This is a genomic window from Enterobacter sp. fkY84-1, assembly GCF_052974705.1.
On the sequence record NZ_CP169393.1, the window covers coordinates 3,866,443 to 3,888,051 of the forward strand.

Sequence of the window (21,609 nt, forward strand, 5' to 3'; positions counted from 1 at the left end):
CGCCAGGAGAAAAAGGGCGCGAAAAAAAACCTCCCGGAGGAGGTTTTTTAATGAGAAGAGGTTAGCGTTCGATGGCCAGCGCCACCCCTTGCCCGCCGCCTATACACAGCGTGGCAATTCCTTTGCGGGCATTGCGCTTTTTCATTTCGTGGACCAGCGAAACCAGGATCCGGCAGCCGGACGCCCCGATCGGGTGCCCCAGCGCGATCGCTCCACCGTTTACGTTGACCCGCAGCGGATCCCACTCCAGCATTTTTCCGACGGAGATCGCCTGCGCGGCATAGGCTTCGTTCACTTCGATCAGATCCACATCAGAAAGCTGCCACCCCGCACGCTCCAGACAGCGACGGGTCGCATAGACCGGCGCGATCCCCATTAACGCAGGATCCACGCCCACGCTGGCAAATGCCTTAATGCGGGCTAATACGGGAAGATCGAGTTCGAGGGCTTTGCTTTCGCTCATCATCATCACGGCCGCGGCGCCGTCGTTAATGGAAGAGGCATTTCCCGCCGTGACCGAGCCCTGCATTTCAAACGCAGGATTCAGCCTCGCCAGCCCTTCAGCGCTGGCGTCGGTGCGCGGCTGTTCATCGGTATCCACAACGATAACCTCGCCCCCCTGACGCTGCGTGCTGACCGGGACAATTTCGTCGCGAAAACGGCCGGAATCAATCGCCGCACGCGCTTTTTGCTGCGAGCTTAACGCATAGGCATCCTGCACCTCACGGCTGATGCCGTACTCGCGCGCCAGGTTTTCCGCCGTTACGCCCATATGATAATCGTTGAAGGCATCCCACAGCCCGTCATGCACCAGGCTGTCGAGCAGCTGACTGTTACCCAGCTGTGCGCCGGTACGGCTGTCGGTCAGGACGTGCGGCGCGCGGCTCATATTCTCCTGCCCGCCCGCAATGATTACGTCCGCCTCACCACACTGAATGGCCTGCGTCGCGAGATGCAGCGCTTTTAATCCTGAACCACAGACGTCGTTGATAGTGATAGCGGAGACGGTATTGGGCAGTCCGCCCTTCAGCGCCGCCTGTCGCGCAGGGTTTTGCCCGGCACCGGCCGTGAGGACCTGTCCCAGAATCACCTCATCAACTTCATGTGCTGCGATCCCGCTACGTTCTACCAGCGCTTTCACCACCACGCTGCCCAGGTCAACCGCCGAGTGACGCGCGAGCGCTCCCTGAAAACAGCCGATAGCTGTACGCAACGCACCCACTATTACGACATCTTTCATCACGACCTCTGTGTTAAATGACATGACGATAGTAGAGGATTGTTACTGGCAATTATCTTAATTGTTTAAAAATAGTGAGTTTAATCACAAGGATCAGCGTGCATCCTGCAGATACTGCCGCAGCCAGCTTCCGGCAACGCCGGGAGGGGATCGTTTATTCCACAGCAGATCGATGCCGATCGCCCGCGGCCAGCCGGGAACATTGAGCTGTACCAGGGATTTCGCGGCGGCAAATTCCTCCACCAGCGCGCACGGCAAGACGCACCAGCCAAATCCCTGTACCGCCATACTCAAGAGTAACAGGTAATTCGGGGCTGACCAGACGGGCCCGCGCGCGATCTCCGCCTCACGCTCAAGATAGGTGCTCAGCCGCAGCTCTCGCCAGCCGTGCAGCTCGTCACGCTGAACGTCATCCTGCCCGGCCAGCGGATGCGTGGTCGCGACATAGATCGCCATGCGGGTCTGCATCGGCAGCCGGATGGCGCCGATATCCGTAGGATAACCGTCTCGCGCTTCGGTGAGGCCAATCTGCGCGCGCTCCTTTTGCAGCAGATCGATCACGTCCTCCTCTTCGCCAATCAGACATTCGAATTCCGTATGGGGAAAGCGCGCATCAAACTGCTTCATCATCTCTTCCAGCACGTCCGGGTTGAGGGTATCGGAAAGGACAAACGTCAGACGCGCCTCCGTTTGCGCCGTGAGCGACACCGCCAGCTCATCCAGCCGCGTGCTGGCGGCGAGAATAGCCTGCACGTAGCCCAGCACCTGTTCCCCCTGGGCCGTTAACACCGGCTGGCGGGCCGAACGGTCAAACAGCTCAAATCCCAGATCGGCTTCAAGGTTGGCAATGGACGTGCTGACCGTCGACTGGCTTTTACGCAGCCGGCGTGCGGCCGCAGAGAAAGAGCCTGCTGCAACGGTCTCGACAAACGCGGTCAGGGCTTCGGGTGAATAGCGCATAACCTATCTACTTTTACGATGGATACTATCTTTAATATATCAGCTTTAGCGATAAAAATAGGCCACATCAACGCCCATACTGGAGAATTAACGAGGTCTATCGCTATGCAACATCAGGATGCACTCCAACGTAAACTGCCGGAGCGGATCTTTCATGCTGTCTGTTTTGAAGGGATTGCGACGGCGATCCTCGCCCCTACCGCGGCGTGGCTTATGCAGCGTTCCGTGGTGGAAATGGGTGGGTTGACCATTATTCTGGCCACCACCGCCATGCTGTGGAACATTATTTATAACGTCGGCTTCGACCGTTTCTGGCCTGTTCAGCGCGTCAAACGTACGGCAAAAGTGCGTGCGCTGCATGCGCTGGGGTTCGAATGCGGCTTTATTGTGATTGGCGTGTCGATTGTCGCCGCCGTGCTGGGCGTCACCCTGCTGCAGGCATTCACACTGGAAATAGGTTTCTTCCTGTTCTTCCTGCCGTACACCATGTTCTATAACTGGGCGTACGATAATCTGCGTGAGAAATTTCTTAAGCGCCGCCAGCAACGACGCGCCCTGGCAGGCTGAACCGCCTCTGGCCGGACGCCCGTTCCGGCCCGACGTCTTCGAAGCAACTGCGCTCTTAAGGCATAACTATGGTAAATTGCACGCCATTCTGATGGTTTGATAGTTGATACGTTGCTCTAATGTCGAAAATTTGGTCAAAAGATGAGACTCTCTGGAGTTTCGCTCTCTACGGCACGGCCGTGGGCGCAGGAACGCTCTTCCTGCCCATTCAGCTGGGCTCCGCAGGCGCAATCGTCCTGTTTATTACCGCCCTCGTGGCCTACCCCTTAACCTACTGGCCGCACAAAGCGCTGGCGCAATTTATCCTGTCGTCGAAAACGAAAGGCAACGAAGGGATCACCGGCGCCGTTTCGCACTATTACGGCAGGAAGATCGGCAACCTGATCACCACGCTCTATTTCATCGCCTTCTTTGTGGTGGTGCAGATTTATGCGGTGGCCATCACCAACTCGTTAACCGAGCAGCTGGCAAAACACCTGACGGTAGACACCACCGTTCGCGTGCTGGTTAGCCTGGGCGTGGTACTGGTCCTGAATCTGATCTTCCTGATGGGACGGCATATCACGATAAAAGTGATGGGCTTCCTGGTGTTTCCGCTGATCGCCTATTTCCTGTTTGTCTCGCTCTACCTGATCGGCAGCTGGCAACCCTCGCTGCTGACCAGCCAGATGGCCGTCGATCGCCATACGCTGCACCAGGTCTGGATTTCGATTCCGGTGATGGTGTTTGCGTTCAGCCACACGCCGATTATCTCGACGTTTGCCGTTGACCGCCGCGAGAAGTTCGGGGACGAGGCCATGGCTAAATGCAAGAAAATCATGAAGGTGGCATACCTGATTATCTGCCTGAGCGTGCTGTTCTTTGTCTTCAGCTGCCTGCTTTCTATTCCACCGTCGTATATTGTGGCCGCCAAAGAGGAAGGAGTGACAATCCTGTCTGCGCTGTCGATGATGCCCTCTTCACCGGCGTGGCTCGGCATTTCCGGGATTGTCGTGGCGATTATTGCGATGTCGAAATCGTTTCTCGGCACCTATTTTGGGGTGATTGAAGGGGCGACGGAGATCGTGAAGTCGTCGCTGAACCAGGTGGGCGTGAAAAAGAGCCGCGCCTTTAACCGCGCGATATCCATCATGGGGGTGTCGTTAATCACCTTTGCCGTCTGCTGCATTAACCCGAACGCCATTTCGATGATTTACGCCATCAGCGGCCCGCTTATCGCCATGATCCTGTTTATCATGCCGACGCTGTCGACGTATCTGATCCCCTCCCTGAAACCGTACCGTTCCATTGGCAACCTGCTGACGCTGATCGTCGGGGTGCTGTGCGTGTCGGTGATGTTTGTCGGCTAATTCCCTTTCCTGCCCGGCGCGCTGCCGGGCAGGCCATTCAACCCCGGCCTCCTGCTTACAGCGGAAAAGGCCTGTCCTGCACCACCGTTTTCATGACAAGCGTTGAGCGAAGATGCTGCACGCCGGGCATAGCGGAGAGCTTCTCGTCGTAGAGCTTCTGGAAAGCGGAAAGGTCGCGGGTCACGACGTGCATCAGATAATCAGGATCGCCAAACAGGCGCTGAGCCAGCACAATCTGCGGGATCTCCTCCACCGCCTCTTCAAACGCGCTGACCGCCTTGCGGTCACCCTCTTTCAGCGTCGCGAAGACTATCGCCAGGAAATTAAATCCCATTTTGGCAGGGTCGAGGCTGGCACGGTATCCCGTTATGGCCCCGCTTTGCTCCAGCGCCCGCACGCGACGGTGGCACGGCGAAAGGCTCAGATTCACCCGCTCAGCCAGTTCGGTAAGCGACAGGCGGCCGTCAGACTGCAGTTCAGCAAGAATTTTTCTATCGATGCTATCCATGTGGAAGATTTTCTCATTTTCACCGTGTTATGAGCATAACATTGAAAGCCTATTTCGCAGTGTTAGCGATATTCTTTTTCGCAACGTATAACGCACTGCGGGAGTATTTCAGGACGATGGAAATGAGTATTGTGGCCGGCTTTTGGGTGGTTTCGTTTCTGCTCATCATGACCCCGGGGGCCGACTGGGCCTACGCTATTAGCGCCGGAATCAACGGCCGCCGCGTGGTCCCGGCGGTGATGGGGCTGATGTCCGGGCATCTGCTAGCCACATTGATTGTGGTGGCAGGCGTGGGGGTATTGATTGCTCAACATCCGCTGGCGTTAGCCGGGCTGACCGTGACGGGAGCCCTGTATCTCCTGTGGCTTGGCATAACGTTATTGCGTCACCCGGCCGTACCGGAAAAGGCCATCCAGCATGCGGATAACTGGACGCAGTGGGCGGTGAAAGGACTCTGCATTAGCGGCCTTAACCCGAAGGTTTTTTTGCTGTTCCTGGCCCTGCTCCCGCAGTTTACAGACCCAACCGGAAGCTGGTCGATAGCGATGCAGATGTCCGCGCTTGGGATGATGCACCTTATTACCTGTACCCTGGTCTATCTGCTGGTGGGGTATGGTTCGAAAGCGGTGCTGGCGACCCGGCCACAGGCGGCCCGTCTGGTGAGCAGGGCATCGGGAGGGTTGATGGTGCTGATAGCGCTGGTACTGCTGTTTGAGCAGGTGAGATAACTGTCTTTTTTGCCGGGTGGCGCTGCGCTTACCCGGCCTACATTTCACAACGATATCAATTAATTGCACAATTCATTGTAGGCCCGTGCAAGCGTAGCGCCGCCGGGCGAAACTCACAAATCGCACGTTGTCAGCAGTCTGAAAAAACACCGGCCATCGCCGGTGTGAGTTACGCCCGAATATCGTCATATTCCCGCGTTTTATCAAACTCATGTTTCGCAAACGGGCACAGCGGGATAATTTTGCGATTCTCACCGCGCATCTTCTCCACCACTTTCGCCACCAGCTGTTTACCGACGCCCTGCCCTTTCAGGCTCTCATCCACATCGGTGTGCTCGATAATGCTCAGGTGCTCGCCGGTTGGCACGAAGACAATCTCCGCGACCTGGTTGCCGTTCGCATCATTCACGTAAAACTTGTTATGGCCTTCCAGAATATCCATGGTTCCTCGCTTATTTTTGGCGATACTTCAGCGCACCGCTCGGGCAGGTATCAATCACGCGTACAACCGTTTCAACGTCCACTTCATCGGGAATGATCCACGGCTTACGTTTCAGATTAAACAGCTTTGCGCTCCCACGCACGCAGTTACCGGAATGTTTGCAGATCCCGGTGTTGAAGTAGACGTCAATTTTCTCGCCGGTATAGGCCCGGTAACCCGCATCCAGTAGCTCTTTATCCATGACATTGCCTCTGTAATTATTATCGTGCTGAATGAAGCATAGCCTTACGGGATCCTGATGGCTATAACGCCGAAAACGAAAAGCCAGGTCACAACTCTTTTCTTGCCAGATTGCGTCCGCTATTTGCCCATGTCAGGCTCGGGAAATGTCACTTTTACATAACATCCGCAGGTTGAATGAAACGCAGACTCTCATTTCAGGTAAAGCTGTTTTTAGCGCTGGTGTGCTTCTCCTGCCTGCTGTTAGTTCTGCTGGGAACGATCCTGTTTCATTTTATTGACCGACAGCTCCATCACGATCTCGGCCAGCGCGCCCGGGTGCAGGCCAGCCAGATCGCGCTGATGCCGGGTCTGGCGGCCCTAGTCGCGGCCAGAGATATCCCCGGCATCGCCCGGTTAATTCAGCCGCTGCGCGCCCAAAGCGATGCCAGCTACATTGTGATTGGCGATACCGAGGAACAGCACCTCTATCATTCGGAATCCCCGGAACGCATAAATTTACCGATGATCGGCGGGGATAATGCGGAGGTATTACAGGGCAAAACCATTATTTCCGTGCGCCAGGGCGGGATTGGGGTTTCACTGCGCAGCAAAGCGCCGATCTTTAACGCGCAGCACCAGGTGATTGGTATTGTCTCGGTCGGCTATCTGACCTCCTATATTGCCAATATTAACGCCCGCATTCTCTGGCAGTCCGGGCTGTACGGCGCGGGGCTTCTGCTGCTGCTGTTTATGTTCTCCTGGCTGTTTACCCGCAATCTCAAAAAACAGATGTTCCGACTGGAGCCGAAAGATATCGCTCAGCTGGTTTTGCAGCAGCGCGCGCTATTAGAAGCCATGTATGAGGGGGTATTTGCCGTCAATGATGAGAAGCAGCTGATTTTAATTAACCGCGCCGCACGAGAAATGTTGGATATCCGGCAAAGTGAGAAAGCGCTTATCGGCAAACCGCTGGAAGACGTTCTGCAGACGTCGCCGGGCTTTTTATCCCAGCGCTACGCCTCGGTGAGCAGTGGCAGCCACGACCAGATTGCCGTGCTGAACCAGCGGGAGGTAATCGTCAACCGCGTGGCGATTGAGGTCGAACCCGGCGTTGAAAGCGGCTGGGTCTACAGCTTTCGCGACAAAAATGACATCAACACCCTCAGCAGCCAGCTCAGTCAGATCAAGCGCTATGCGGATAACCTGCGCATTATGCGCCACGAGCAGCTGAACTGGACCGCCACGCTGGTGGGCTTGCTGCAGATGAAACACTATGACGAGGCGATTCGCTACATTCAGGTGCAGTCCGAAGGCGCGCAGCGCGTGCTGGACTTTGTCTCCGCCCGTTTTTCCTCTCCCGCGCTGTGTGGGCTGCTGCTCGGAAAATACGTCAGCGCCCGCGAAAAAGGGATCGAACTGCTGTTTGATCCCGCCTGCCAGCTCACCCGCATGCCTGCCACGCTCAACGAAACGGAGCTGATGTCCATTATTGGTAACCTGCTGGATAACGCGGTGGACGCGACCCTTAAGGCCCCGGTCCCCGCGCCGGTGGAACTCTACATTTCTGACCGTAACCAGGAGCTGCTGATCGAGGTGGCCGACCGGGGCTGCGGGGTGGAGGATGCGATGAAGCCGCATATTTTCCGCCAGGGATTCAGCAGCAAGCCGGAACGTGAAAACGACATTGTGGGCACCGAGCACGGTATTGGCCTGTATCTGGTGGCAGGATATATCGACAAGGCTGGCGGCAGCATTGAGATTGCCGACAACACGCCACAAGGGACCATTTTTTCTGTGTTTATTCCGAATGGGCAAAAGCATGACCCGAGCACTTGATGTTGTGATCGTTGAAGATGAGCCGCACCTGGCGGAGCTGCATCGCGAGTATATCGAGCAGAATTTTCATTTACGCGTGGTGGGCATCGCCGCGTCGATTGAGCAGGCATGCAGCCTGATTCGTCAGCATCAGCCGCGGCTTATCCTGCTGGACAACTATCTCCCGGACGGTAAAGGCGTGGAGCTCATCGATAACCCGCTGCTGAAAAGCTATGAGTGTTCGGTAATCTTCATCACCGCCGCCAGCGATATGCAGACCTGCAGCCACGCCATGCGCAGCGGCGCGTTTGACTACCTCATCAAGCCCGTCTTTTTCCAGCGCCTGCACGCCTCGCTGGAGCGTTTTATGCGCTTCATACACACCGTACAGCAGGTGAAGGTGGTCGACCAGCATGCGCTGGATCGCCTGTTTCATCTGCCTGCCGCGGAAGCCTCCGTAACGCCATCCACAAAGGGCATTGAACCCCAGACGCTGGAGCGGATAAAACGCCTGTTCGCCGAGCATCCCGACAGCGCGATGTCGGTTGAAGAGGTGGTGGAAAACGTGGGGATCAGCAAAACCACGGGGCGTCGCTACCTCGAATACTGCGTGGAGAGCGGGTTAATCAGCGTTGAAATGCTGTACGGCAATATTGGTCATCCTCGCCGGTTATACCGCAAAGCCCCCGATAAACCGTAATCCGCAACCGTTCGTTGGCTAACGTTCGCGGATTTTATGGTGTTAATTGCTGAAACGACGGCGACAATCACACTTCGGAATCATTGCCCTCGCCTCCCTATTGTCGGAGGCGCGCTTTACGCTATGTTGACAATTAGTTCCTCAAATGTAACTAAAAGGTTAACTATAATGTCGAACACGTTCCGAATTTCTCTGCTTACCGCTACCGTACTGTTCTCTGCTTCTGCACTGTCTGCCCTGCCGCAGGGTTATCCTGCTGAGTATCAAAAAGTGGTTGATGCCGCCACGAAAGAGGGCAAGGTTGTCATCTATTCCACTACCGACATCAAAGCTGCCGGGCCGCTGATCCAGGGCTTCGAAAAAACCTACCCGGGCATTAAAGTCGAATACAACGACATGAACAGCACCGAGCTGTACAACCGTTTCATCAGCGAACAGGCTTCCGGCGGCGTGAGCGGCGACGTGGTCTGGAGCTCCTCAATGGACACGGGCCTGAAGCTCGCCACCGACTACGCCATGGAGTACAAATCTCCGGAGCAAAGCCAGCTGCCGAAATGGGCGGTCTGGAAAGATAAGGCCTACGGCACCACCTATGAGCCGGTGGTCTTTATCTACAACAAGCGCCTGATCCCGACCGGTGACGTGCCGGATTCTCACGCCGCGCTGGCGAAGCTGATTGCCAGCCAGACGGACAAATTCAAGAACAAAGTCACCACCTACGACATCGAAAAATCGGGGCTGGGCTTTATGCTCTCGGTGCAGGATCACAACGCCGATCCGAACTACTTTAAGACCCTGGCCGACGTCGCCAAAGGGGGCCTGTCGGTGCAGTCGTCTACCGGCACCATGATGGAGCGCGTCTCCTCCGGTGAAAACCTGATTGGCTTCAACATCCTCGGTTCTTATGCGGAAGCGCGTGCGAAAAACGATCCGTCGCTCGGCATTGCCTATCCAAAAGACTACACCCTGGTGCTGTCGCGCGTGTCGTTCATCAGTCAACAATCGCAAAACAGCAACGCCGCGAAGCTGTGGCTGGACTACGTGCTCTCTGAACAAGGGCAAGGCATTCTGGCCAACCAGGCGGACATTCCCTCCATTCGTAACGATATCGAAGGGAAAAATGATATCGACGGCCTGACCAAAATCCTCGGCAACGCGCTGAAGCCGATCCCGGTTGATGAAACGCTGCTGGAATACCTGCAGCCGAAAAAACGCCTGGAGTACATCAAAGAGTGGCGTACCGCCGCCGGTAAATAAGCGTCTGAGCGCGGCGCTGGCCGCCGCGCGCCCTTATCGACTGAGTTCGTTTTTCTGGGCTGCAACACCAGGGATACCCCATGAATACATTACGCAGAAAGTGGCAAAGCCTGCCGCGAGGCATCGTCGTGCTGATAACCGCCCTGGTTATCTACACGCCGCTGTCGTTTATCGTGATCCAGAGCTTCCTGTCCGCGCCGTTCTTTTCGCCGTCAAAAGAGTGGAGCTTTGAATCATTTGATTTTATTTTCACCGACCCCGATTTTTATAAGGCCCTGAAAAGCGGTTTTATTCTGGCTTTCGGGCTGGTCTTTATCTCTATCCCGCTGGGCGGCGTGCTGGCATTTTTGATGGTGCGTACCGACCTGCCCGGTCGCCGGCTGATTGAGCCGCTGATCCTGGTCCCGATTTTCGTTTCACCGATGGTGCTGGGCTTCGGCTACGTGGTGGCCGCCGGTCCGGTGGGCTTTCTCTCCCAGTGGGCGGAGGCGCTGATTGGCTTTGTGCCGTGGAATATCTACGACATGTCGAGCATTGTGGTCATTGCCGGCCTGACGCACGTCCCGCACGCCTATCTGTATATCTCGTCAGCGCTGCGCAGCGTGGGCTCCGACGTGGAAGAAGCCGCGCGCACCGCGGGCGCGTCGCCCTGGCAGGTGATGACCTCCGTCAGCCTGCCGATGGTGCGCCCGTCTATTCTGTACGCCACCGTGCTGCTGTTCTTCCTCGGGCTGGAAGTGTTCGGCCTGATGCTGGTCCTCGGCGATCCGGAAGGCAATATGGTGTTGGCGACCTATCTTTATAAGCTGACGAACAAGATGGGTACCCCATCCTATAACCTGATGGCGGCGGTTGCCGTGGTGCTCATCTGCATCACCATCCCGCTGGTGATGCTCCAGCGTCGCTTGATGCGCACCGCCAACCGCTTCGTCACCATGAAGGGCAAGGCCTCGCAGGCCCGGGCTCTGCCGCTGGGTAAATGGCGCTGGGTGGCTGGCGCGGTGATTGCCTTCTGGCTCACCGTCACCATTGGCGTTCCGCTGCTCGGCGTGGTGCTGCGCGCGTTTATCTCCAACTGGGGCGTGGGCGTTTCGCTGTGGGACGAGCTTTCTCTGAACACCTTCCGCACCATCTGGGCGCAGCCCAACCTGCTGCGCGCCATCGTCAACTCCATGGCGATTGGCGTCATTGGCGGCGCGCTGGCCGTGGTGTGCTACCTGTTTGTCGGCATTGCCATGCACCGCAAGCCGGATAACACCACGCGTTTCCTGGACTACAGCGTGCTGGTACCGCGCGCCGTGCCTGGCCTGCTGGCGGGTCTGGCCTTCCTGTGGGTGTTCCTGTTCCTGCCGATGTGGCTGGATAACTCGCTGAAATCCGGCTGGCTTTCCGGATTCGCCTGGACCGACTGGATGCGTGAAAACGTCATCGTCTGGCTACGCTCGCTGCGCAGCACCATTTTCAGCGTCTGGCTGGCCTATACCGTGGTGTGGATGGCTTACGGGCTGAGGCTTATCTCTTCCACGCTGCTGCAGGTGGGGCCGGAGCTTGAAGAGGCGGCGCGCAGTACCGGAGCAACGCGCGGGCAGATCACCCGCCACGTTACCATCCCGCTCTCCCGCTACGGCCTTATCGGTTCGTGGCTGCTGATGTTCCTGATCTTTGAACGCGAATACTCAACGGGTGTGTACCTGCTTTCACCCGGCACGGAGACCATCGGCTCGATGCTGGTTTCCCTCTGGGCCGCGGGTGCCATCGATATCGTGGCGGCGCTCTCTTTCATTAACATCCTGCTGGTCGTGGTAGGTCTGGGCATTGCCCTTCGTTTCGGAGTGAAAATACATGATTGAATTAGCGGTTGACGATCTGCACTTAACCTACGGCGACAATCCTGTTTTAAAAGGTGTCTCCATGAACCTGAAGCGCGGCGAAGTGGTCTCCCTGTTAGGCCCCTCCGGCAGCGGCAAAACCACCCTGCTCCGCGCCGTCGCGGGTCTGGAAAAACCGACCCAGGGGTCGATTGTCATTGGACAGAATAAAGTTTACGACGGTACGCCGCGCAGCGAGGTCCCGGCGGAAGAGCGTAACCTGGGGCTGGTATTCCAGTCCTATGCCCTGTGGCCGCACAAAACCGTGTTTGAGAACGTGGCCTATCCGCTCAAGCTGCGCAAAGTCCCGGCCAAAGAGACCCAGCAGCGCGTGCAGGATGTGCTGGACCAGCTGGGTCTGGGCCATTTTGGCAAACGTCACCCGCACCAGCTCTCCGGTGGACAGCAGCAGCGCGTGGCGATCGGCCGGGCGCTGGTGTACAACCCGCCGGTGATTTTGCTGGACGAACCGCTCTCTAACCTCGACGCCAAGCTGCGCGAAGAGGCCCGCGTGTTCCTGCGCGAGCTGATTATCAAGCTCGGGCTATCGGCACTGATGGTGACGCACGACCAGAACGAAGCGATGTCCATATCCGACCGCATCCTGCTGCTCAACAACGGCAAAATTGAGCAACAGGGTACGCCGCAGGAGATGTACGGCTCGCCGAAGACGCTGTTTACCGCCGAGTTTATGGGCAGCAACAACCGCCTGCACGGCAAGGTCACCGACGTGCGCGACGGCAGAGCGCGCATCGAAGGAAAAGGCTGGGTGCTGTGGGGCCAGGCGGGCGAAGGGGTACAGAGCGGTAATGACGCCACGGCGGTGATCCGCGTCGAGCGCGTGGCGGTGGTCGAGGGACCAGGGGAAAATCAGCTTGAGCTACCGCTGCTCACCAGCATGTACCTCGGCGACCGCTGGGAGTACCTGTTCCGCACGGTGGGGGATGATTTTGTGATCCGCGCTTATGGGCATGAGGTTCGGGATCCGCAGCACTGCCATCTTTCGCTGCCGGAGAAGCATGTTTGGGTGTTCCCGAAAGGGTGATGAGTCAATAATTAATCTGCCATGGCCCGGTAGCGATTCGCTTACCGGGTCTACAAAACAAAGAAATGCACAGATGCCAGGATTGGTGGCGCTAGCGATTATTGTTAAGGCATTCCGACTTAAATATTTACCTGCCCCTTCTTTCCATCCCTACGCATAACGGGTTAAGGCTCCATATCAAAATGTTATTACAGAGCATATAAAGAAAATTTATGCATCATATCCAGCATTTTAGAAAATTAATTGAACATGCTCCGTCAGTCCAACAAGATCTTCATAGGCGATTGGGCCAAAATCAGGATAATGGTTTTCAATATACTCGTTAACATCTTCCATACCTTCACTGACTCTGTGATTATTAACAAACAATCTGTTCCCGGACTGTTTTCCCAGATCGCTTTGATAATGTTTTCGCTCTCCGGTAAATCACCGCACACAATATCCTGTAATCCAGACTAAACCTGCTCCGGCGAAAGATTGCTGTCCTCTGCATACTGTGCATAGGACTGTACCAACTGGCAGTTATACATCATCCCTTTTGGCAAATCGAACCCATCACTCAGAGAGTTATTCTCCACAACAACTCGATCCGACGCACATTGCTCTGATAATGTCTTATCCCTTTTCTTTTAGTGGCTTATTGACACTGTTGTATTTTATGCCCAAGCTTTTTTCGCTGTTAAGCATTTTGGAGCCACAGACGCTACCGCCGCGCAGTGACGCTCAGGTCTGCCACGCATTTATCATATAAATAGCACGCAGAAGAGCTCCCAACGAACATAACACGGTGTAACCTACTGATATCATTTAATATCCTGCCAAAATAAATTCATATATTATCGAATAATATCGCTATACCTCAAATTCATGTATCAACGATTTGATTCATGCCATTTTTTTAGAGTTTTATAAAAATTAATAACACTATCTAAATCAGTGTTCCACTCTGAAATTTTAACTCCATCTTCATTATGTGTTTTGCGCGAATCAGTAAATTTATTTATCATTTCAGGATTGAATCCCGGACACTCATCCAAAAATAAAATTTTATTTTGAACAAAAACATCATTACCCGAGAAATATAAAACCCAAGTAAATATAAAGTTCGCATCATCAGGCTCATACATTGAAACAACCAATGCAGCATGCTTTTTATTTGTCAATCCTTCTTTAAGAGAGTTTAGCCAGCTAACTTTGTAATTATCTATATTCCAGTAAGATAGTGGAATATTTATTACCTCTGAAAAACCACCAATAATTACCGATGATGGCAAGAAACATTCACCTTCATTATTCACTGGTTTATCCTCAGGGAAAATGCCAAACATATGTTAGTCCTTAATCCTGTTCAAGTTACTGTCATAAGTTCCTATTCTGTTGCCTTTACGATCAAACATTTTCCAACCATTTGTAACATTATGACTATCAATATCGGGAGTAATATATTTTTTACCATCAGAATAAACCGGCTGCCCATGAGAATTAAATGGTGCTTTCTGTGGTGGGATTCTGGTATCGAATCCTAATTTTTTAGCTGCTTCTTCAGCCTCTTTACCCTTAAGGGCCAGATAAGCTAAATCATCCTTATTCGGCCCTTCTGGAATCGGTGTAACCGTAGTATTGCCGCCAGTATCCGGATTTCCATCATTCTTACCTGTATTGGTTGCCCCCTGACCCGAGGACTGATTATTCCCTGTATTTGAAGGCACATTTCCAGTTACAGTCTGGTCTCCACCAGTGTTTGATGGTCCCGGGTTGATGACCTGCGTACCACCAGTACTGGTGATCGTCTTACCTGTCAGGGACTCATAGGCCGCTTTCTGAGCATCATTTAACTGACTGAGCTGGGAAGGATCATTGAGCGAGGCCACATAGATCAGATGCAACTGCTCATCTTGTGACAATGTATCCATTGCTGATGTGGATGCACCAATGCCCAGTAAAGCACCCAGACCACTGGCAACCAGGCGATCACGGCAAGCAGAAATTTTCAGACATCCCTGTGCAGCCAGTTTACCGCCCTGTATAACGACACCCAGCGAGTTATTCTCAACCTCCACCTTCGCCGTTTCCGACGCCGTCGCCGCCATGGAGACACTGCCATCCGTCACTGCTGCGCCCGCCAGACCACCTGCGATACTCACGAGGCTACTGACCAGCCGTTTCTCCTCTGCCGTCAGGTCACTGGATTTTTTATCTCCATACAGCGCGCTGACCAGATGGTCAGTCATCGCCGAGGCCGTAATGGCCCCTATGGCACCAGCCTTCAGGCCATCCGCACTGCTCCCGCCACTCAGCTGCGTCAGCGCCGCAGCCACAATACCGTGCAGCGCGGCACGGGCTGTCGGATCTTTCTGCTCCTTGACCAGGGTCGCCAGCAGAGGGGCCGCCCCCGCTGCCGCACCTGCCTTCAGGTTACCGCCAAGCGCACCTGCCAGTAATCCCGCCGCTGCGCTGCCCTTAGTCCAGAAGGCACTCCCCGGACCGTACTCGGTATTCTGATATCCGGGCTGCGTCTTCAGGAACGCTTCCTGCTCCTGCGGCGTATCGCCCTGCAGTTTTCCTTCTGACGCCAGCTTCGCGCCCAGCACCGCATTGGATTCCCGCGCTTTCTGCTCCGCATACTTGCCGTAAGCATCCAGCGCAGAGGTGGCCAGCGCCGCGCCTTCGCTCTGGACCGCCAGGTTATCCCTGACCTTCTGCACATCACCGTTCACGTCCACGCCGTGGTGGGCGTCAGCCGTATCACGGTTCAGGTCAGCAATATCCTGTTTCTGTCCCGCCGGGTTGCGAATGACAATGCTACCGCCACTCACCGCTGATGAGGTCGTCCCGGTATGGCTCTCTTCTGACTGGCCTGTACCGATGGCCGGTGCCAGGTTGCGGTTTTCACCGTTTCCGCTGCCGCCCGCGCTGCCGGAAAGCGCCACCGTGTAGCCGTTGCCGCTGGTCTGGCTCTCGTTGTGGAGATTACTGAAACCCAGCGTACCGGTGTCGAGGCTATTTTTATCTGCAGACGCCGTGGATGCAATCACCGCGCCGTCAAGCTGGGTATGATTTCCGGTGGTGACGGCAAAGCCGCCCTTGCCTGCGAATATCCCGCTCTGTTCAGCGACGCTCTTACCATTCTGGGTGATATTCTCACCGATGCACTGACGCTACCGGAAGAGGCACCATAACACAGTGGCGGTATGCACAGACTGAGGGACGCGCCTGACGAAGACTGCTTGCTGTCATAACTGGCTGTATCCTGCACGCTGCTGATGGTGAGATCGCGTCCGCTGTTCACCGTAAGCTGTTCATCAGCATGGACAACGCTGTTCGTATTGCGCTGTGACTGGCTGTTTTCCTTACCCTTATACTGTGACGCTCCCAGCTCCACCGAGATGCCGTTTTGTGCACCAATCAGGCTCACACCGACACCAACGCTGAACTGGCTAACGCTGTTTTTACTCTCAGAGAGGGTTGTGTTCTGGGAGGCAGACAACAGAATATCGCGCCCCGCATCCAGCGCCACGTGTTTACCCGCGATCTGTACCCCCATACCGGCAATGTCATTTCCGGCACGGACAGAGACATTCTCACCGGCATTAATGGTGGTGCCCTGCGTGTCGGTACTGTTGTAACGACTGTCCTGAGAGGACGTCTCCGCCGTTAAAGACACTTTAGCCTTGACGAGCGACGAGTCCGACATAGCGCCCTGCGCTGCGGGCAGCCGTCTCTGCGGCTTTAGCAGCCTCAACAGCCCAGCCGCCAGCAGATGCCGTCACACCATACTGGGCGCTGCTGCTGTGGTTTTCACCGTCGCGGGTATCCCGGCTCACCCCCATGAGGTCATTTTCGCCACTGAGTGAGACCGATTTACCGGCACGGATATCCGTACCTGACAGGGAGAGATCGTTACCGGCCTGCGCGACAAGAGTTTGCCGGGTTTTTGGGGAGATTAAGGTCGCACCGGAAAGAGTAATGGTATGAATGGTGAAACAGGGTCCGGAGCCGGAAACAGGCAGCGGTCTGGCGGGCGCAGGGCGAGGAATACTCCGCTCCAGTTCCTCACGCTGTTGCTGGCTCTTTAATAACAGTTCCTCCTGCTGCTGACGCACTGTGTCCCGGTCAGCAGGAGTAAGGGGGGCTGCATGGCTCAGAGAACAAAAATAAAACGAGCAAAAAAAGACGGCTTTGCTGTAATAGCGCATATTAAAGGATAATAGTTTTTGTTTTCCTCAATATGCCAGCTCTGGCGCAATAGGGAATAGTCTCAAAAAAAGGGCTACTATAATTGGTAGTAATATTTGCGTAAAGTTTAAAAAAACCGTTATGACGAAGAGCGTCATATCGGAATTTTTTATTATTGCCTGATTGTTTCTTCTTTCAAAAAATTTTAACCACCCCTTCCAATAGTTAGATATAAACATGAGCTAGCAGCGTAGATTAAATTATCCGTTGCATTCATCGTGTTGCAAATTCTGATGACACCTGATAACTCAGTGCTGAATATGGAGGCATGGGTGATAACTTCGTTGAAGCGATCAAACAACAGCATGACGATACCTGGATGGAAAAGGATAGGCTGGTAAAAAAATAGACAGAGGAGGATAACATCAAGAAAATCTGGAGCGGGCGAAGGGAATCGAACCCTCGTATAGAGCTTGGGAAGCTCTCGTTCTACCATTGAACTACGCCCGCTTTGAGGTGCGTAAGGCATTATAGACCTTACGCACCTTCATACAAGCCTCTTCACAACTAACCGGCGATTAAATAATCACTTAGCACTTCGGTTTGCTGCCGGGCGCAGGAAGATAGCGCTGCGGATCGATGGCCGTCGCCTTATAGCGAATCTGGAAGTGCAGCTTCACTGAATCCGTACCGGTACTGCCCATGGTGGCAATCTTCTGCCCGGCTTTGACATTCTGCCCGTTGTTGACCAGCATCGTATCGTTGTGCGCATAGGCCGTGATGTAGTCTTCGCCATGCTTAATCATGATCAGGTTACCGTAGCCGCGCAGCTGGTTACCCACGTAAACCACCTTCCCGGCTCCGGAGGCATAAACCGGCGTACCGCGCGCAGCGGCGATATCAATACCCTTGTTGCCACCTTCAGAGAGTGAGTAAGGGGCGACCACTTTACCGCTGGCAGGCCAAATCCAGCAGCGCTGTCCAACCGGCGGCCATGACGATTGTGGCACCTGATAGGACGGCGTCACTTTGGCGGTTTTGCCTTTCGAAGAGAACTTTTTACCCGAGGACGATCCGCCGCTAACCTTCAGCTGCTGCCCCACCTCGATGGTGTAGGGCGGAGAAAGGTTATTCAGCCGCGCCAGATCCTTCACGCTGGTCCCCGTTGCGCGCGAAATCCGGTACAGGGTGTCCCCGCGTTTGACGGTGTAGACCGAACCGGAATAGCTTCCCGTATCCGAAGATTTGCTCCCTGAACAACCCGCCAGTAATAGCGTCAGCGTCAGGCAAAAAATAGCGGTAAGGGGTTTTCTCGTCAGGCTTCCTGCAAACAAAACAGATCCTCGGTCAGCGTGAATGGCGCACTATGATAACAGCCAAAACGAACAGGGGTCATGCCCTTTTCCGCTCTACGAGCCAAACCGTTCGTATAAGAATGCAGTATAATGCTTCGGCTGATGGTGCTGAACCACTCGGCAATTTGGCACTGGAGCATCAATGAGTATTCAAGAACACGTTATTTTGGTAAACGACCAGGGAATGGTGATTGGCACTCAGGAAAAATATGCCGCGCACACGTTACATACCCCGCTGCATCTGGCGTTCTCTTCCTGGCTTTTTAACGCAAAAGGCGAATGTCTGATCACCCGACGCGCCTTAAGCAAAAAAGCCTGGCCCGGCGTCTGGACCAACTCCGTCTGCGGCCACCCGCAGTCGGGCGAAGAGACAGTCCAGGCGATAATCCGCCGCTGCCGCTTCGAAGTGGGCGCAGAACTGACCGATATCACCGCCGTCGCCCCTGAATTTCGCTATCGGGAAACCGACCCGTCCGGGATCGTGGAAAATGAAATTTGCCCGGTATTCGCCGCCCGCATCACCAATGACGTGACGATAAACGAAGATGAAGTGATGGACTATCAGTGGGTTGAGCTGGACGCGCTATTCCGCGCGCTGGACGCGACGCCCTGGGCCTTTAGCCCGTGGATGGTCATGGAAGCGACGACCGCCCGCGAAAAACTCATAGCCTTCGCGGCGCAATAAAAAAGCCCCTTTCGGGGCTTTTTTTACATCTTAACGTCTTACTTGACCGGGCGCATCGCCGGGAACAGGATCACGTCACGGATGGTGTGGCTGTTGGTAAACAGCATCACCATACGGTCGATACCAATTCCCAGACCCGCCGTTGGTGGCAGACCGTGCTCCAGCGCGGTCACGTAGTCTTCGTCGAAGAACATCGCTTCGTCGTCGCCTGCCGCCTTCGCGTCAACCTGATCCTGGAAGCGCTGAGCCTGGTCTTCCGCATCGTTCAGCTCGCTAAAGCCGTTGCCGATTTCACGGCCGCCGATGAAGAATTCGAAGCGGTCAGTGATTTCAGGGTTCTGGTCATTACGACGCGCCAGCGGAGAGACTTCAGCCGGGTACTCGGTAATGAAGGTCGGCTGAATCAGGTGCGCTTCGGCCACTTCTTCGAAGATCTCGGTCACGATACGGCCCAGACCCCAGCTCTTCTCAACCTTGATACCGATGCTTTCGGCGATCGCTTTCGCAGAATCGAAGTTATCCAGATCGGCCATATTGGTTTCCGGACGGTACTTCTTGATCGCTTCGCGCATGGTCAGTTTTTCGAACGGCTTGCCGAAGTCGAAGACTTCTTCACCGTAAGGGACCTGCGTGGTGCCCAGAATATCCTGCGCCAGCGTACGGAACAGGGATTCGGTCAGCTCGATCAGATCTTTGTAATCCGCATACGCCATATAGAGTTCCATCATGGTGAACTCTGGGTTATGACGAACGGAGATCCCTTCGTTACGGAAGTTACGGTTGATCTCGAACACGCGGTCAAAACCACCAACCACCAGACGCTTCAGGTACAGTTCCGGCGCGATACGCAGGTACATGTCCAGGTCCAGCGCGTTGTGATGGGTGATGAACGGACGCGCAGACGCGCCGCCAGGGATCACCTGCATCATTGGGGTTTCCACTTCCATAAAGTCGCGGTTCACCATGAACTGGCGGATACCGGCCATGATCTGGGAGCGAATTTTGAAGGTCTTGCGGGATTCATCGTTAGAGATGAGATCCAGATAACGCTGACGATAGCGCGCTTCCTGATCCTGCAGGCCGTGGAATTTGTCCGGCAGCGGGCGCAGGGCTTTGGTCAGCAGACGCAGCTCGGTGCAGTGGATAGACAGTTCACCGGTTTTGGTTTTGAACAGTTTACCTTTCGCGCCCAGAATATCGCCCAGGTCCCACTTCTTGAACTGCTCGTTGTAGATGCCTTCCGGCAGATCGTCACGGGACACGTACAGCTGAATGCGGCCGCCAACGTCCTGCAGGGTCACGAAGGAGGCTTTACCCATGATACGACGGGTCATCATGCGGCCCGCAACGGCCACTTCAACGTTCAGCGCTTCCAGCTCTTCGTTCTCTTTCGCGTCGAAGTCAGCGTGCAGTTGGTCTGAGGTGTGGTCACGACGAAAATCGTTCGGGAACGGCACGCCCTGCTCGCGCAGCGCTGCCAGCTTCTCGCGGCGGGTTTTCAGTTCGTTGTTAAGATCGACTACCGCGTCAGCGCCCTGTGCTTGTTGTTCAGACATGTTGGTTCCTCATAACCCTGCTTTCAAACTTGCTTCGATAAATTGGTCCAGGCTGCCGTCCAGCACCGCCTGCGTGTTGCGGGTTTCAACCCCGGTACGCAGGTCTTTGATGCGGGAGTCATCAAGGACGTAAGAACGGATCTGGCTGCCCCAGCCGATGTCAGACTTGTTGTCTTCCATCGCCTGTTTCTCAGCATTTTTCTTCTGCATCTCCAGCTCATAAAGCTTCGCTTTCATCTGCTTCATGGCCTGGTCTTTGTTCTTATGCTGGGAACGGTCGTTCTGGCACTGTGTTACCAGCCCGGTTGGAATGTGGGTAATACGCACCGCCGATTCCGTACGGTTAACGTGCTGGCCGCCCGCGCCGGATGCGCGATAAACGTCGATACGCAGGTCCGCCGGGTTAATTTCGATATCGATATCTTCGTCAACTTCCGGGTACACGAACGCGGAGCTGAAGGAAGTATGACGACGGCCGCCGGAGTCGAACGGGCTCTTACGCACCAGGCGGTGAACGCCGGTTTCAGTGCGCAGCCAGCCGTAGGCATAATCACCGATGATCTTGATGGTGACGGATTTAATACCGGCCACTTCACCTTCAGACTCTTCGATAATTTCGGTTTTGAAGCCGCGCGCTTCTGCCCAACGCAGGTACATGCGCATCAGCATGCTGGCCCAGTCCTGCGCTTCGGTACCGCCAGAACCTGCCTGAATATCGAGATAGCAGTCAGCGCTGTCGTATTCGCCGGAGAACATGCGACGGAATTCAAGCTGCGCCAGCTTCTCTTCCAGCACGTCGAGTTCTGCTACGGCTTCGTTAAAGGTTTCTTCGTCGTCGGCTTCGACGGCCAGCTCCAGCAAACCGGAAACATCTTCCAGCCCCTGGGCCATTTGATCCAGCGTATCTACGATAGCTTCGAGAGAGGAACGCTCTTTACCCAGCGCCTGTGCGCGTTCAGGTTCGTTCCAGACGTCCGGCTGTTCCAGCTCGGCGTTTACTTCTTCAAGACGCTCTTTCTTGGCATCGTAGTCAAAGATACCCCCTAAGAACGTCAGAGCGCTCCGTGAGGTCCTGAATACGGTTTTTTACCGGATTAATTTCAAACATGGTCTGTTTTCTTTTATGGACTTGTCAA

At 54.9% G+C, this 21,609-nt stretch carries 21 protein-coding genes and 1 tRNA gene; 9 read left to right on the plus strand and 13 right to left on the minus strand.

From position 1 onward, the window contains the following. Positions 1 to 61: 61 nt before the first annotated feature. A complete protein-coding gene (locus tag ACEPLT_RS18415; protein ID WP_008499681.1) occupies positions 62 to 1,240 on the minus strand; it encodes an acetyl-CoA C-acetyltransferase in 1,179 nt (392 codons plus the stop codon). 93 nt (positions 1,241 to 1,333) lie between these two features. Further along, positions 1,334 to 2,200 (minus strand): LysR family transcriptional regulator, encoded by an 867-nt coding sequence (locus ACEPLT_RS18420; RefSeq protein WP_021242027.1) that lies wholly within the window; start codon positions 2,198 to 2,200, stop codon positions 1,334 to 1,336. A 105-nt stretch (positions 2,201 to 2,305) separates the two neighbouring features. On the opposite strand from ACEPLT_RS18420, the gene ACEPLT_RS18425 reads away from it, so the two are divergent. Together ACEPLT_RS18425 and ACEPLT_RS18430 are read left to right on the plus strand one after the other, a co-directional pair. Then, a complete protein-coding gene (locus ACEPLT_RS18425; RefSeq protein WP_008499683.1) occupies positions 2,306 to 2,767 on the plus strand; it encodes a multidrug/biocide efflux PACE transporter in 462 nt (153 codons plus the stop codon). A 119-nt stretch (positions 2,768 to 2,886) separates the two neighbouring features. Then, positions 2,887 to 4,116 (plus strand): amino acid permease, encoded by a 1,230-nt coding sequence (locus ACEPLT_RS18430; RefSeq protein WP_021242029.1) that lies wholly within the window; start codon positions 2,887 to 2,889, stop codon positions 4,114 to 4,116. Positions 4,117 to 4,171: 55 nt separating this feature from the next. Here the strand turns inward: ACEPLT_RS18430 and ACEPLT_RS18435 are convergent, their stop codons facing one another. Then, the gene (locus ACEPLT_RS18435) at positions 4,172 to 4,624 is read right to left on the minus strand and encodes an Lrp/AsnC family transcriptional regulator (RefSeq protein WP_021242030.1); all 453 of its coding nucleotides are present in this window, start codon (positions 4,622 to 4,624) and stop codon (positions 4,172 to 4,174) included. A gap of 116 nt (positions 4,625 to 4,740) precedes the next feature. Between ACEPLT_RS18435 and ACEPLT_RS18440 the strand changes: the two genes are divergently transcribed. Further along, a complete protein-coding gene (locus ACEPLT_RS18440) occupies positions 4,741 to 5,352 on the plus strand; it encodes a LysE family translocator (protein WP_232927420.1) in 612 nt (203 codons plus the stop codon). A 169-nt stretch (positions 5,353 to 5,521) separates the two neighbouring features. On the opposite strand, the gene ACEPLT_RS18445 is transcribed toward ACEPLT_RS18440, so the two are convergent. Together ACEPLT_RS18445 and yjdI are read right to left on the minus strand one after the other, a co-directional pair. Continuing rightward, positions 5,522 to 5,794, minus strand: a complete 273-nt coding sequence (locus ACEPLT_RS18445; RefSeq protein ID WP_008499687.1) for a GNAT family N-acetyltransferase — start codon at positions 5,792 to 5,794, stop codon at positions 5,522 to 5,524. A 10-nt stretch (positions 5,795 to 5,804) separates the two neighbouring features. After that, a complete protein-coding gene (yjdI, locus tag ACEPLT_RS18450; protein ID WP_008499689.1) occupies positions 5,805 to 6,035 on the minus strand; it encodes a 4Fe-4S mono-cluster protein YjdI in 231 nt (76 codons plus the stop codon). 176 nt (positions 6,036 to 6,211) lie between these two features. Between yjdI and ACEPLT_RS18455 the strand changes: the two genes are divergently transcribed. The 5 genes from ACEPLT_RS18455 to ACEPLT_RS18475 all read left to right on the plus strand — a co-directional run bounded on the left by ACEPLT_RS18455 (position 6,212) and on the right by ACEPLT_RS18475 (position 12,701). Next, positions 6,212 to 7,852, plus strand: a complete 1,641-nt coding sequence (locus ACEPLT_RS18455) for an ATP-binding protein (RefSeq protein WP_126288453.1) — start codon at positions 6,212 to 6,214, stop codon at positions 7,850 to 7,852. Continuing rightward, positions 7,836 to 8,531 carry a response regulator gene (locus tag ACEPLT_RS18460; RefSeq protein WP_023326016.1) on the plus strand — a complete coding sequence of 232 codons (696 nt, stop codon included), beginning with the start codon at positions 7,836 to 7,838 and terminating at the stop codon, positions 8,529 to 8,531. The genes ACEPLT_RS18455 and ACEPLT_RS18460 overlap by 17 nt, the downstream gene beginning before the upstream one ends. 168 nt (positions 8,532 to 8,699) lie before the next feature. Then, positions 8,700 to 9,788, plus strand: coding sequence for an ABC transporter substrate-binding protein (locus ACEPLT_RS18465; protein WP_126288451.1), 1,089 nt, complete (start codon positions 8,700 to 8,702; stop codon positions 9,786 to 9,788). An 80-nt stretch (positions 9,789 to 9,868) separates the two neighbouring features. Beyond that, positions 9,869 to 11,638 carry an ABC transporter permease gene (locus ACEPLT_RS18470; RefSeq protein WP_023294491.1) on the plus strand — a complete coding sequence of 590 codons (1,770 nt, stop codon included), beginning with the start codon at positions 9,869 to 9,871 and terminating at the stop codon, positions 11,636 to 11,638. Then, positions 11,631 to 12,701, plus strand: a complete 1,071-nt coding sequence (locus ACEPLT_RS18475; protein ID WP_232927421.1) for an ABC transporter ATP-binding protein — start codon at positions 11,631 to 11,633, stop codon at positions 12,699 to 12,701. Before ACEPLT_RS18470 ends, ACEPLT_RS18475 begins: the two co-directional genes overlap by 8 nt. 872 nt (positions 12,702 to 13,573) lie before the next feature. Here ACEPLT_RS18475 and ACEPLT_RS18480 read toward each other — a convergent pair. The 6 genes from ACEPLT_RS18480 to actS all read right to left on the minus strand — a co-directional run bounded on the left by ACEPLT_RS18480 (position 13,574) and on the right by actS (position 18,211). Continuing rightward, positions 13,574 to 14,029 carry a hypothetical protein gene (locus tag ACEPLT_RS18480; protein WP_023294493.1) on the minus strand — a complete coding sequence of 152 codons (456 nt, stop codon included), beginning with the start codon at positions 14,027 to 14,029 and terminating at the stop codon, positions 13,574 to 13,576. Between the two features lie 3 nt (positions 14,030 to 14,032). Further along, entirely contained in the window at positions 14,033 to 15,736 is a 1,704-nt protein-coding gene (locus ACEPLT_RS18485) for a VENN motif pre-toxin domain-containing protein (protein WP_232927422.1), read from the minus strand. Beyond that, complete coding sequence (locus ACEPLT_RS18490) at positions 15,733 to 16,395, minus strand: hemagglutinin repeat-containing protein (RefSeq protein WP_032675458.1); 663 nt, start codon at positions 16,393 to 16,395, stop codon at positions 15,733 to 15,735. The genes ACEPLT_RS18485 and ACEPLT_RS18490 overlap by 4 nt, the downstream gene beginning before the upstream one ends. Continuing rightward, the gene (locus ACEPLT_RS18495; RefSeq protein ID WP_059364535.1) at positions 16,367 to 16,804 is read right to left on the minus strand and encodes a hemagglutinin repeat-containing protein; all 438 of its coding nucleotides are present in this window, start codon (positions 16,802 to 16,804) and stop codon (positions 16,367 to 16,369) included. Before ACEPLT_RS18495 ends, ACEPLT_RS18490 begins: the two co-directional genes overlap by 29 nt. A 509-nt stretch (positions 16,805 to 17,313) precedes the next feature. Further along, positions 17,314 to 17,387 (minus strand) — tRNA-Gly (locus ACEPLT_RS18500). A gap of 80 nt (positions 17,388 to 17,467) precedes the next feature. Further along, positions 17,468 to 18,211, minus strand: a complete 744-nt coding sequence (gene actS / locus ACEPLT_RS18505) for an amidase activator ActS (protein ID WP_032675460.1) — start codon at positions 18,209 to 18,211, stop codon at positions 17,468 to 17,470. A gap of 163 nt (positions 18,212 to 18,374) precedes the next feature. Here actS and idi point away from each other — a divergent pair, with 163 nt between their 5' ends. Beyond that, on the plus strand, positions 18,375 to 18,917 hold the full coding sequence (gene idi / locus ACEPLT_RS18510) for an isopentenyl-diphosphate Delta-isomerase (RefSeq protein WP_008499704.1): 543 nt from the start codon (positions 18,375 to 18,377) through the stop codon (positions 18,915 to 18,917). A 38-nt stretch (positions 18,918 to 18,955) separates the two neighbouring features. Here idi and lysS read toward each other — a convergent pair whose 3' ends face one another. Together lysS and prfB are read right to left on the minus strand one after the other, a co-directional pair. Then, complete coding sequence (lysS, locus tag ACEPLT_RS18515) at positions 18,956 to 20,473, minus strand: lysine--tRNA ligase (protein WP_021242046.1); 1,518 nt, start codon at positions 20,471 to 20,473, stop codon at positions 18,956 to 18,958. 9 nt (positions 20,474 to 20,482) lie between these two features. Next, a protein-coding gene (gene prfB, locus ACEPLT_RS18520) for a peptide chain release factor 2 (protein WP_095908218.1) occupies positions 20,483 to 21,581 on the minus strand; the annotation gives its coding sequence in 2 pieces (ribosomal slippage) (positions 20,483 to 21,505 and positions 21,507 to 21,581; 1,098 coding nt in all). Positions 21,582 to 21,609: the final 28 nt, after the last annotated feature.